Here is an 11,739-nt window from a genome sequence, read left to right on the forward strand (position 1 = left end):
GGGGGCGCCGGATGACCGAGCCGTATGCCGGATCCGGTGCCCCCGCGGCCTTGCCCGTCTGCCCGCGCCATCCCGACCGCGTGGCCTATGTGCGCTGTCAGCGGTGCGGCAATCCGACTTGCCCGGAGTGCCAACGTCCGGCCGCGGTCGGGATCCAGTGTGTGTCGTGCGTTGCACAGTCGGCGCGTGAGCATCCGACGACGCGCACTGTCCTTGGTGGTCGCCAGGGCGGCCAGACGCCCGTTGTCACGCTGACTCTGCTGGTGTCGTGCGTGCTCATCTGGCTCTTGCAACGGTCCTCGATGGGCACGGAGATTTTCCAGCGCTTCGCCCTCGCGCCGGGCATCGGCTGGCACGAGCCGTGGCGCTTCCTGACCTCAGCCTTTCTGCACGGGCCGCTGATCCACATCGGCTTCAACATGCTCGCCTTGTGGATGCTCGGGCCCTATCTCGAAGGGCTGCTCGGCCGCGCTCGCTTCCTGCTGCTCTATCTGATCAGCGCGCTCGGCGGGAGCGTTGCCTTCGTCCTGGTCAACCCCGTGAACTCCATGGGCGCCGTCGTCGGTGCTTCCGGCGCGATCTTCGGCCTCTTCGCCGCTCTCATCGTGCTCAACCGAGCCTTGGGTCGCAGCACTGGCGGCATCGCCGTGACGCTCGCCTTGAACGCTGCACTGCCGATTCTTTACCCGAACACGATTGCCTGGCAGGCGCATATTGGCGGCTTCGTGACCGGCTTGGTTCTGGCCGCGCTCTTCGCCAAGGTCCGCGGCAATGCCGCGGCGGCGTATGCCGGATCGGCTGCGGTCACCGCCGGGCTGGCCGCCCTCGGCGCCGCGCGCTATTTCCTCGGCTGACGCAAGTTATCCACAGAGTTATCCCCCGAAGTGGGTTATCCACGGGGTTTTCCCCAGCTGTTGATGAATGACAGCCGTGTGATTACCGGCGGTTAACGGGTCGGGGAGGCGGGAGGACGAGAGGGCGCCTCGGCATACCCTTCGGCCGCGTCGTCGATGGTGCGCTGGCTACTTCCAGCGCGTCGTCATCGCGAAGCCGGCGAGGATGAGCGCGAAGCCGATGCCGAGATTCCACTGCCCGAGTGAGGGCACGGGATATTGCTGCCGCGTGATGTAGAACGTGACCACCCACAGCAGGCCAACGATCATCAAACCGAGCATGACGGGGGTGAACCACGCGGCATTGCCGGTCTTGACCTTCTGCGCCCGCTTCTGCGGCGGCGGGACGTATGCGGCCTGGTCGCGGCCCTTGGACTCCGGCACGGGTGATCACTCCCAAAGTGGTCTGCTCGAACTGGCACCAAGGGTAATCGAGCCGACGCGCCGCCCCGACACCCACGCCGCCAGCCGGGGACGGCTCAGGCAGCCTTGGCGGCGGTCCGGGCGAGCGGGCCGGTGAAGGCGGGGAAGGTCTTGACCCCCGTGCGCTCGACGGCATACCCGAGGCCGAGCGCGGCGACATACTCCTGATAGCGGGTGATCGTCGGGTCGGCGGCCAGGGCCGCCTCGAGCGCGTCGGGATCCCCGATGGCGCTGATAACAAAGGGCGGGCTATAGACCCGGCCCTGCAGGATCAGCGTGTTCCCGACGCACCGGACCGCGCTCGTGGCGATGACGCGCTGGTCCATGATCGTCATCGCCTCGGCGCCGCCACGCCACAGGGCGTTGACCACCGCTTGCACATCCTGCTGGTGCACCACGATGTCGTCGACCGTCGCCCATTCCGGGAGTTGATCGACGGGCATCGGCGAATCATTGAGGGCAACGGTGAGAGTCTCGCCGTGCACCGGGACTGTGCCGGCCACGGGCGCGAGGGCGTCGGCCCGCTCGCCGAGCGTTTTCAACCGGGAACTGCCGGGCGCCGCGGCCTCGCTGAGCCGGTCGATCTCGGCCTGCACGGCGGCCAGTTGCCGGCCGCGATCAGCATTCGCGTGCTGCCGGGCCATGATCAATTGGGGCAGACCCTGCACCTCGGAGCGCAGGTCGGTGCCGCGCGACGCCTGGCTGGAACTAGTGAAAAGCACCCCGGCAAGCACGCCGACGACCGGAACGAGCAGCGACCAACGACTCGGGGCCCGGGTCAGCATCAGCCAGCGCGGGCCCTTCACCCCCGGCGCATCCGTCGCCTGCTCCTGCTGGCTCATGACGTATGCCGTCCCGCTAGCCTGCCGCGACGATCCGGGCGATCCCCGCTCCGTCGCGCACCAATGGGCTGAGTCCCTCGGCGGCATCCACGGCCGCGGGGTCACCGCATACGGCCAGCCAATTGGCCAGCAGGCGGTGCCCACCCTGGGTGAGCACGCTCTCGGGGTGGAACTGGACGCCGTGCAGCGGCAGGTCGCGGTGCCGAACGGCCATGATGATGCCGGAGGAGGTATGCCCGTTCGCGATGAGTGCGTCGGGCAGGGTCGGCGGGTCGATCGTCAGCGAGTGATAGCGGGTCGCCGTGAAGGGTTGCGGCAAGCCGTCGAGGACGCCGGTGCCGTCGTGCAGCACCTGCGAGGTCTTGCCGTGCAGCAACTCCGGCGCCCGCCCGACCGTGGCCCCCGCCACGACGCCGAGAGCCTGGTGGCCTAGACACACCCCGAGCATCGGCTGCGCGCGCTCACCGCAGGCCTCGATCATCGCCATCGACACCCCAGCCTCCTCGGGCGTCCCCGGCCCGGGGGAGATCAAGACGCCGTCGAAATCCGCGCCATCGGCCGGTGCGATCGCATCATTGCGCACGACCGTGGTGTCGGCACCCAACTGCTGCAGATAGCCGACAATCGTGAAAACGAAGCTGTCGTAATTGTCGACGATCAGGATCCGGGCCACGACTTGATGGTAGGTCAGCGTCGGCGAGCAGCTGATGCGACGCCAGGACCGGGGTGGACTACTCCCCGCCGCAACAGATGCCGCTGAAGGTGCAGCCGGCGGGGGTTGTGCCGCTGAGCGAGAAGTTGTTGCCGTAGCCAGGATCGTAGGTCAGCGTGATCGTCGCGCTCTGGCCCGCCATGATCGGGGTGACCACCGTCAGCGTCCAGGTCACCGGTCAGGGCCTCGGCAGCTCGGTCGGCGGATTTGTGCTGGTCGCGGACGACTCGCGGGCCGGCGGCGGCGTTTCCGGCGTGCGATTGCCGCCCGAGGTCTGCGTGGTCGGGGGCGTCTCGATCGTGTCGGGTGAGGTCGACGTCGAGGGGCTCGTCGAGGTGCTGCTCGGCTCGGTTGTCGTCGTGACCGTGGTCGTCGAGGTCACGGCCCGCGGCTTGGCCAGCACCAGCGTCACGGTCGTGCCGACATCGACCTTGCCGGGCAGCGGATCCGTCTCGAGCACGGTGTTCTCGCGCTGATCGCTTTCGCGGGTCTCGGTCTTGACCGGCAATCGGAGTGTGGCCAGCGCATTGCGCGCCTCGTCCTGGGTCTTGCCCTTCAGATCAGGCAGTGACACCTGGCCGGACGCGATCGTTAGGTCGACGACATCGCCCTCGGCGGCATCGGCATATGCCGAGGGGGTCGTTTTGACCACGACATCCTTTGCTCGTCCGGGCGCATCGATCGTCGTGACATTGCCGACGTCGAGGCCGGCCTGGGTGATCAACTCCTTGGCCTCATCCAGCGATTTCCCGGTCACCGAGGGCACGCGGGTGCTCGCCGGGCCACCGGAGACGACGATATTGACTTGGGTGCCGGCCACCCGTTCGGTGCCGCCGCGCGGATCCTGCTCGATGACCTTGTCCTTGGTCACCTCGCGAGAGGGTCGATAAACCGTCGAGACATCGAAGCCAGCCGATTTCAGTTCCGCTGTTGCCGTCTCCACGCTCTTGTTCACGACCGCCGGCACCGTGAGGTATTTCGGCTGGGCATCCAGATAGGTCTTCACCGCGAAACCCAGCACGCCGACGGCGATGAGCAGCAGCGACACAATCGCGAGCGCGCCCATCCCGCGGCGGGGTGGATCGGCATACACCGGCGGCGGGGCGTCGGCCACCGGCCGCGCGGAGGGCACCTCGGTGGCCGGCGCGACAACCGCAGTCGGGGCGTCGGCGCGCAAGGCGGCGTATGCGGCGGAGCTGACCGGGCGCCCGAGGCGGAAGCTGCGCAGGTCGTCGCGGAAGTCCTCGGCGACTTGGTAACGCCGGTCGCGGTCCTTGACCAGGGCGAGCGCGACGGCGGCATCCAGCGCCTCCGGCACCGCGCCGTTGAACTGCGACGGCAGCGGCGGCGGCTTGCTGACGTGCTGATAGGTCAGCGAGACCGGCTCGCCGACGAAGGGCGTGCGGCCGGTGAGCAATTCGAAGAGCAGGCAGCCGGTCGAATAGAGGTCGGAGCGCGAGTCGACGACCAGGCCCTCGGCCTGCTCCGGGGAGATGTATTGCGCCGTGCCCATGACCGAGGAGGTCTGGGTCATCGTCGCCTGCGTGTCGGCGACCGCCCGGGCGATGCCGAAGTCCATGACCTTGACCGTGCCATCGCGCGCGACCATGACATTGGCCGGCTTGATGTCGCGGTGCACCATCCCCATGTCGTGGCTGTATGCCAGCGCGTCGAGGACGCTCTCGGTGATCCGGGCCGCCTCTTGCGCCGGGAGCGGGCCATTGGAGGTGAGCAGTTCGCGCAGGGTGAAGCCGTCGACATACTCCATGACGATCCACGGGACCGGAATCTTCGCCCCGCCGATCTCCGTCTGCTGATCCTCGCCGGAGTCGTAGACCGCGACGATATTGCGGTGGTTCAGCCCGGCGACGGACTGAGCTTCGCGGCGGAAGCGGCCCAGGAAGTGGGCGTCGCGGACGTGGTCGCTGCGCAGGATCTTGATCGCGACGCTGCGTCCGAGGCGGGTGTCATAGCCGTGGTGGACCTCGGCCATCCCACCGCGGGCGATGAGGTCACCGACTTCATAGCGGCCCCCCAAGAGGGTGGGCACGGGGGTGGTCATGGCGCCTCCTTGCGGGAGGTTGGGGAGTGGATCATGACGAAATCACCGCTTCCATCACGGCCTTGGCGATGGGTCCGGCGACCGAACCACCGGCGGCTTCACTGCCCGCCGAGCCGCCGTCCTCGACGACGACGGCGACGGCGACCTTCGGGTCGGACGCGGGGGCGAACGAGACGAACCAGGCGTGCGGGGCCGCCCCCACCTTGTGCTGCGCCGTCCCGGTCTTGCCGGCCACCTGCACTCCTCCGATCTGCGCCGCGCGGCCGGTCCCCTGACTGACCACCGCCTCCATCATGGTCGTCAACTGGCGGGCCGTGCTTGTCGACACCGCCTCGCCAAGGCTCTTCGGCGAGGCCTCGTCGATGGTCTGCAGCTGGGAACCGAGCACCCGGCGCACGAGATAAGGCGACATCACCTCGCCGCCATTGCCGATCGCCGCCGCGACCATGGCCATCTGCAGGGGGGTGGTGCGCACGTCATACTGCCCGATCGCGGCCTGCGCGGTATTCGGCTCGTTCATGCCCGTGGGCACGCTGCTCGCCGTCACCCGCATGGGCACATTCAGGACCTTGCCGAAGCCGAACTTGGCCGCCTGCTCCTGCAGCGCGTCCGGGCCGAGCTTCATCCCGAGCGCCGCGAAGGCGGTATTGCACGAGATCTCCAGCGCGTGCAGGAGCGTCGTTTCGTCATTCGCCCCGCACGCCTGACCGTCGTGATTGGGCAGCGGCTTCTCGACGCCGGGCAGCGTGAGGGCGGCTGGGCCGGGGATGCGCGAATCCTGGGTGTAGTCGCCGCTCTCCAGGGCCGCCGCGGCGGTCACGAGCTTGAAGGTCGAGCCGGGCGGATAGAGGTTGCCCGCGATGGCGCGATTGATCATCGGGTTGCCCTCGTCTTTGAGCAACCGCAGCCAGTTCTTCTCTACCGCGCCCAGGTTGTGGGAGGCGAGCAGTGCTGGGTCGTATGACGGGTGGCTGACCATCGCGAGGATCGCGCCGGTCTTGGGATCCAAGGCCACGACCGCGCCCCGCTGGTCGCCGAGCGCCTTGTCGGCGGCCTGCTGGGCGGCCGGATTGATCGTCAGCTCCAGGCTCGCGCCGACCGGTGCCTTGCCGGTGAGCAGATCGGAGACCCGGCGATAGAAGAGCTTGTCGGAGCGGCCGGAGAGCAGATCGTCGTCGGCGCCCTCGATGCCGCCGCCGGCGCCATAGATAAAGGAGTAGTAGCCGGTGACATGGGCATAGAGCTCCCCGAGGGGATAGCTGCGCTCCCACTTCAGCTCGTCGGTGCTCGCCGACGATCGGGCGATCGCCTCGCCGGCGACGATGATCGAGCCTCGCTCCCGGTTGTATGACGCGAGCAGCGTGCGCCGGTTGTCGGGCTTGGCGTTGATTTCGCGGGCTTTTGCGAACTGGATCCAGGTCGTGGACAGCAGGAGCATCGCGAAGAGCATCGTCGCGAGGACTGAGAGGCGGCGGATCGGGGCGTTCATCGGCGCGCTCCGACCGTGGGGATCGGGCCCGTCGCGGCCATATCGGTCAGCGGCTGGCGTGCCTGGTCACTGATCCGCAGGAGCAGCGCGACGAGGGTCCAGTTCGCGAGCAGGCTGGAGCCGCCGGAGGACAGGAAAGGCATCGTCAGACCGGTCAGCGGGATGACCCGGGTGACGCCGCCGACGACGACGAAGACCTGCAGCGCGACCGAGAAGGCCAGCCCGGCGGCGAGCAATTTGCCGAAGCCGTCCCGCACCCCGATCGCGATCCGCAGGCCCCGCTCGACGAGCAGGATGTAGAGCATGAGGATGGCGAACAGCCCGGTCATCCCGAGTTCCTCGCCGAAGCTGGAGACGATGAAGTCGGACTCCGCGAAATAGGTGATATCCGGGCGACCGCGGCCTAGGCCGGTGCCGAAGAGCCCGCCGGCGGCCATCCCCATCAGGCCTTTGGCGAGCTGGTCGGAGGCGGCCAAGGCCTCCGGGGTCCAGGTATGCAGCCACAACAGCACCCGGGTCTGCACGTGCCCGAAGAGCATCCACGCGATGACCGCGCCGCCACCGGCGAGCAGCAGTCCAATGGTGATCCACCCGATCCGCTCGGTGGCGACATACAACATGGCCACGAAGAGGCCGAAGAAGAGCAGGGCGCTGCCGAGATCCTTTTGGAAGAACAGCACGGCCAAGCTGAGCAGCCACATCACGAGGATCGGGCCGAGGTCGCGGCCGCGGGGCAGCTGCATACCCAGGAACTTCGGGCCGGCGATCGAGAGGACATCGCGGGTGCGCACGAGATAGCCGGCGAAGAAGATCGCGAGGGCGATCTTGGCGATCTCGCCCGGCTGGAAGGTGAAGGGGCCGATGCCGATCCAGATGCGGGCGCCATTGACCTCGCGGCCGACGAAGGGCAGCAGCGGCAGCAGCAGCAGGGCAACACCGCAAGCGCCAGCGAGGAAGGTGTACTTCCGCAGCGTGCGATGGTCCCTCAGCCACAGCAGGCCGGCGATGGCAATGCCGACCGCGAGCGCGCTCCACGTCAGTTGCCGCAGCGCCATCCCGCCGGTGATCGATCGGCCCTCGGCGATATCGAGCCGGTGGATCATCACCAGACCGAGCCCGTTGAGCAGGGTGGCGATCGGCAGGAGCAGCGGATCGGCATACGAGGCGGTGAAGCGCAAAACCAGGTGGAAGGCGACGGCGATGGCCAGCAAGCCACCGGCCATGGTCGCGAGATTGGCCGGGATGGTGCCGTGGGTGGCGCCTTCGACCGAGACATAGGCGAGCACGACAATGGCGACGGCGAAGATCAGCAGCAGCAATTCGACATTGCGGCCGCGGCGCGGGCGCCAGGAGGTGACGATGCTCATGAGCGGCTCGTCCCCGACGGCGTGGACGTGACGCTCAGGCTCGAGGGGTTGCTGGACGGACTGCTGCTCGGCGAGGTGCTGCTGGGCGAGGTGCTGGTGGAGGTCGAACTGGTTGAGTCGCTCGTCGCCCCGCACTCGGCGCCCCGGCTGCGGGCCTGGACGCAGGCGATCGCCTCGGCGCGGATGGTCACAATGCGGCTGTCCGCGTCGGCGCGGTCCTTGGCGGTGATCGAGTCCTCGACCTGTTGGCGCCAGAAGTCCGGCAGGTCACTGACGGAGATATCGGTGGTCTCGATCGGCGTGGACAACGAGATCGGCCCGAGATCGCTGGTCACGCCCTGGAAGACCGCGACCTTCCCTCCGGCATTGCCCACGAAGAACTGCTTCTGCGACCAGGCATAGAGCGCGGCTGCTCCGCCGGCGATGAGGATGGCCGCCGCCGCGAGAGCCCCGAGCCATTTGATGGCCCGCCGGGTCCGCGAACTGGTTTCTTCCTCGGCCAAGGCGAGGCGTTCGACGGACTCGCTCTCCTCGTCCAGGCCGAGCGTCGGGCGCAGCGCGGCGGCCTTCGCGGCCGGGGTCTCCCGCAGGGCGCGGGTGCCCGCCGGGCTCTGGGTCGCGGCGCCGACGATCTGGGGGCTCACCGGCGGGAGCACACCGGTGGTGAGGTCGACGATGTCCGCGACGATGACCGTCACATTGTCGGGAGCGCCCGCGCGCAAGGCGAGCTCGACGAGCCGGTCGGCGGTCTCAGCCGGCGCTGCGCCAGCGGCGAGGATCTCGGCGATCGTGTCGTGCGCGACGAAGCCGGACAGGCCGTCGGAACACAAGAGATAACGGTCGCCGATTCGCCCCTCGCGGGCGCCGAGATCCGGCCGGTCGCTCGGATTGCCGGTCAGGACCCGGGTCACGAGCGAGCGCTGCGGGTGGCTGGCGGCCTCATCGGCGCTGATCCGGCCGGAGTCCACGAGCGTCTGGACGAAGGTGTGATCGGTGGTGATCTGCGCGAGCTCGCCGCCGCGCAGCAGATAGGCGCGCGAGTCGCCGATGTGCGCGACGACGAGGGTATGCCGCGAGCGCAGCAGCGCCGTGACGGTCGTGCCCATGCCTTGCAGTTCCGGACGCGCGGTGGCGATCCGCTGCAATTCGGCATTGGCCTTCGCGATCGCGCGGGCGAGCTCGTCGCCGGTCTCGTTGCTGTTCAGCGATTCCTCGTCCAATTCGACGAGATAGCCGATGGCGGTCGAGGACGCGATATCCCCGCCCGCGTGCCCGCCCATGCCGTCGGCGACGACCAGGAGGTGCTGCCCGGCATAGGCCGAGTCCTGGTTCTCCGAACGCACCAGTCCGACATCGGACCGGGCGGCATAGTTCAGGGCGAAAGGCACGGCTACTTCTGCAGCTCGATCGTGGTGCGGCCGACGCGCACTTGGCTGCCGGGCTCGAACTGGACGGCCTCGTCGATGCGCTGGCCGTTGACGAAGGTGCCATTGGTCGAGCCGAGATCCTCAACGCCCCAGCCGTTGGCTGCGGGGAAGATGCGCGCGTGCTGGCCCGACGAGAAGTCGTCATCGAGCACGAGATGGCACCCCGGATTGCGGCCGATGAGGATGTCGGTGCTGCCCAGGGGTATGCGGGTCCCCGCCAGCGGCCCGGAGGTCACCACGAGATTGTCGACGGCTGGCGCGCGGCGGTCTCGCGGCGTGGGCGCCGGTCGGCCGCCACCGGAGGCGCTGACCCGGTTGACGACGCGGGTGCCGAAGAGGTCGCCGCGCAGCACCGCCGCCAGGCTGAACACGAAGAGCCACAGCAGGATCAGCAAGCTGAAGCGCAAGACGGTGAGGGTCAGTTCGCTCACGCGTCAGGTCACCGCCGTCCGGCGCGATAGATCAGGCTCGTTTGGCCGATCGTGATCCGGTCGCCAGGGCTGAGGCGCATCGAGCGCGTGCGCTCGCCATTGACCCAGGTGCCATTGGTCGAGTCGAGATCCTTGACCCGGGCGATCAGGTGCGGGCCGTCGGAGGTGACCCGGACCTCGCAGTGTCGCCGCGAGATATTGGCATCCGCGAGCACGATATTGGCGTCGGTGTCCCGGCCGAGCACGGTCACCGGCCCGATCAACGGATAGCGATCGCCGTCGATTTCCAGCCATGGCCGGTCGGCGGCCTGCAGGGGGCGCGGCGGGGTGGCCGGCGCCGCCGGCTCGCGGGAGGTGATCGTCTCCAACGGGTCGCCGCCCTGGCGGGCGGTGCGGGCGTCATACTCAAAATCCGGCTCGTGGGTGCCATCGCTCCAGGGCGACTCGGCCGGCCGTGCGGCGCGCGCCGGAACGGGCGCTAGTGGCGCCTGCTCAGGCTCTGGGACCACCGAACGCCGCTCGCCCCGCGCCTCGTCCCGCTGCTCGTCGTGGCGCTCCGGCCGCGGGCGGCGGGTTGAGCGCTCGCCGACCTGGCCGTCTCGGTGGGCGTGCTGCGGCTGGTCCTCGGCGGTGATCCGGAAGAGCCCGGTTTCGAGGCCGGTGTCTTTGCGGAAGCGCAGACCGAAGTCGGCCTTGGCTTGATAGCGCTGGCTCTCGGCGTGCTCCTCGGCGGCGGCCAGCAATTCGTCGCGCAGGTCATCCTCATAGGCCGTCAGCCGGTCATAGTCGGTTTCGGAGAGGTCGACGAGATAGCGGGTCGGCACAAAGGTGCGGCCCTTGGCCAGCGAGGTCGCGCCATCGTCCATGGCCCGCCGCACCGCGCTGGCGATCTCGACCGGCTGCACCTCGGCGCGGAAGGCCTTGGCGAAGACCCCGTTGATCGCGCGCTCCAGCTTGCCTTCGATCCGTTGCAGTCGCCCCACGGGCACCTCCTTCCACTCCGGTGACGATCGTAACGGCCCGGACTGACGGCCCGTTCCATTCCGTCTGTCGGCCCTTCTTCCTAGGGTGGGGGCATGAACGAACTGGTCCTGACGGCGAACGCCGGCGATGGCACGATCAGCGCCCTTTCCCTGGACCGGGCGCAGGGCCGCCTGGTCCCGCTGGCCACGTCCGGTCAGTTGCCCGGCTGCGGCACCTTCGCCGTCGACCAAGCGACGGGGCTGGTGTATGCCGCGTACAAGGGCGATCCCGCGGGCATCGCGACCCTGCGGCTGGACCGTGCGAGCGGCGAGCTCACCGAGGTGCGCCGCCGCCCGGCCGGCGGCTCGCTGACCTATCTCTCTCTCGCGCACGAGGGCCGGTTCCTGCTCGGGGTCTCGTATGCCGTGGGGCACGCCTGGGTCTGGCCGGTCACTGACGGGGTGATCGGCGAGCCCGTGGGCGAGTTCTCCTATCGCAATCTGCACTGCATCGTCGTCGACGGCACCTGTGTGTATGCCGTCTCCCTCGGCGAGGACCTGATCGCCCAGTTCACCCTCTCCGCCGATGGCGTGCTCGCGCCGATGGAGCCGCTGGTCGCCGAGGCGCCGCGCGGGTCCGGTCCTCGGCACCTCATCCTGGACGGCGCGAACGCCTATCTCGTGACGGAGTTCAGCGGCGAGGTGATCCGCTATGCCCGCTCGGCCGACGGCCCGCTCACGCGCGCCGAGGCGGTCGACGTCGTGGTCCCCGACTCGGGCCTCGCGCCGAGTGCCTACGGCCTGGACCCGAAGACCGAGCCGCTGATCTGGGGAGCCGATGTGCACCGGGCCGGCCCGTGGCTGCTCAGCTCCGAGCGGTCCAGTTCGATCATCACGAGCACGGCGCTCGGCGAGGGGGGCACGCTGGGCGAGCCCACGGCATACACACCCACCGAGGCGCAGCCGCGGGGCTTCGCGGTGACCGCGGATGGGGAGTATGCCGTCGCCGTCGGCGAGCGCTCCACCCACGCCGCCCTCTCGCGGGTCGAGGCGGACGGCTCGCTCACCCTGCTCGACCGCGCCCCGATCGGCGCTGCGGCGAACTGGGTGCGCATCCTGACCTGACCCCGA

General features: G+C 69.0%; 12 protein-coding genes. 2 read left to right on the top strand and 10 right to left on the bottom strand.

The genetic code is table 11. The annotated features are described in order from the left end of the window. The first annotated feature begins 161 nt into the window (after positions 1–161). The gene (locus ABD225_RS07925) at positions 162–854 is read left to right on the top strand and encodes a rhomboid family intramembrane serine protease (protein WP_344083245.1); all 693 of its coding nucleotides are present in this window, start codon (positions 162–164) and stop codon (positions 852–854) included. A 168-nt stretch (positions 855–1,022) separates the two neighbouring features. Here ABD225_RS07925 and ABD225_RS07930 read toward each other — a convergent pair whose 3' ends face one another. The 10 genes from ABD225_RS07930 to ABD225_RS07975 all read right to left on the bottom strand — a co-directional run bounded on the left by ABD225_RS07930 (position 1,023) and on the right by ABD225_RS07975 (position 10,629). Further along, positions 1,023–1,277 (bottom strand): cell division protein CrgA, encoded by a 255-nt coding sequence (locus ABD225_RS07930; protein ID WP_344083247.1) that lies wholly within the window; start codon positions 1,275–1,277, stop codon positions 1,023–1,025. A gap of 95 nt (positions 1,278–1,372) precedes the next feature. After that, entirely contained in the window at positions 1,373–2,158 is a 786-nt protein-coding gene (locus tag ABD225_RS07935; RefSeq protein WP_344083249.1) for a DUF881 domain-containing protein, read from the bottom strand. A gap of 16 nt (positions 2,159–2,174) precedes the next feature. Then, complete coding sequence (locus ABD225_RS07940; RefSeq protein ID WP_344083251.1) at positions 2,175–2,831, bottom strand: aminodeoxychorismate/anthranilate synthase component II; 657 nt, start codon at positions 2,829–2,831, stop codon at positions 2,175–2,177. Positions 2,832–2,889: 58 nt separating this feature from the next. After that, the gene (locus ABD225_RS07945) at positions 2,890–3,045 is read right to left on the bottom strand and encodes a hypothetical protein (RefSeq protein WP_344083253.1); all 156 of its coding nucleotides are present in this window, start codon (positions 3,043–3,045) and stop codon (positions 2,890–2,892) included. A gap of 3 nt (positions 3,046–3,048) precedes the next feature. Further along, positions 3,049–4,932, bottom strand: coding sequence for a Stk1 family PASTA domain-containing Ser/Thr kinase (gene pknB / locus ABD225_RS07950; RefSeq protein ID WP_344083255.1), 1,884 nt, complete (start codon positions 4,930–4,932; stop codon positions 3,049–3,051). Between the two features lie 31 nt (positions 4,933–4,963). Then, on the bottom strand, positions 4,964–6,421 hold the full coding sequence (locus ABD225_RS07955; protein ID WP_344083257.1) for a peptidoglycan D,D-transpeptidase FtsI family protein: 1,458 nt from the start codon (positions 6,419–6,421) through the stop codon (positions 4,964–4,966). Then, positions 6,418–7,788: an FtsW/RodA/SpoVE family cell cycle protein gene (locus ABD225_RS07960; protein ID WP_344083259.1), complete on the bottom strand. Its 1,371-nt coding sequence runs from the start codon at positions 7,786–7,788 to the stop codon at positions 6,418–6,420. Before ABD225_RS07960 ends, ABD225_RS07955 begins: the two co-directional genes overlap by 4 nt. Further along, positions 7,785–9,176, bottom strand: a complete 1,392-nt coding sequence (locus ABD225_RS07965) for a Stp1/IreP family PP2C-type Ser/Thr phosphatase (protein ID WP_344083261.1) — start codon at positions 9,174–9,176, stop codon at positions 7,785–7,787. The genes ABD225_RS07960 and ABD225_RS07965 overlap by 4 nt, the downstream gene beginning before the upstream one ends. Positions 9,177–9,178: 2 nt before the next feature. Continuing rightward, on the bottom strand, positions 9,179–9,646 hold the full coding sequence (locus tag ABD225_RS07970) for an FHA domain-containing protein FhaB/FipA (protein ID WP_344083263.1): 468 nt from the start codon (positions 9,644–9,646) through the stop codon (positions 9,179–9,181). Positions 9,647–9,654: 8 nt separating this feature from the next. Further along, positions 9,655–10,629 carry an FHA domain-containing protein gene (locus ABD225_RS07975; protein ID WP_344083265.1) on the bottom strand — a complete coding sequence of 325 codons (975 nt, stop codon included), beginning with the start codon at positions 10,627–10,629 and terminating at the stop codon, positions 9,655–9,657. Positions 10,630–10,722: 93 nt separating this feature from the next. On the opposite strand from ABD225_RS07975, the gene ABD225_RS07980 reads away from it, so the two are divergent. Further along, positions 10,723–11,733, top strand: a complete 1,011-nt coding sequence (locus tag ABD225_RS07980; RefSeq protein ID WP_344083267.1) for a lactonase family protein — start codon at positions 10,723–10,725, stop codon at positions 11,731–11,733. The last annotated feature ends 6 nt before the right edge of the window (positions 11,734–11,739 follow it).

The sequence above is a fragment of the Nostocoides veronense genome (assembly GCF_039531185.1).
Lineage (GTDB): Bacteria > Actinomycetota > Actinomycetes > Actinomycetales > Dermatophilaceae > Nostocoides_A > Nostocoides_A veronense.

Excerpts from the sequence above, each read along its gene's own strand:
- ABD225_RS07960 (WP_344083259.1), bottom strand. The coding sequence starts at position 7,788 with ATGAGCATCGTCACCTCCTGGCGCCCGCGCCGCGGCCGCAATGTCGAA.
- ABD225_RS07955 (WP_344083257.1), bottom strand. The coding sequence starts at position 6,421 with ATGAACGCCCCGATCCGCCGCCTCTCAGTCCTCGCGACGATGCTCTTC.
- ABD225_RS07935 (WP_344083249.1), bottom strand. The coding sequence starts at position 2,158 with ATGAGCCAGCAGGAGCAGGCGACGGATGCGCCGGGGGTGAAGGGCCCG.
- pknB (WP_344083255.1), bottom strand. The coding sequence starts at position 4,932 with ATGACCACCCCCGTGCCCACCCTCTTGGGGGGCCGCTATGAAGTCGGT.
- ABD225_RS07980 (WP_344083267.1), top strand. The coding sequence starts at position 10,723 with ATGAACGAACTGGTCCTGACGGCGAACGCCGGCGATGGCACGATCAGC.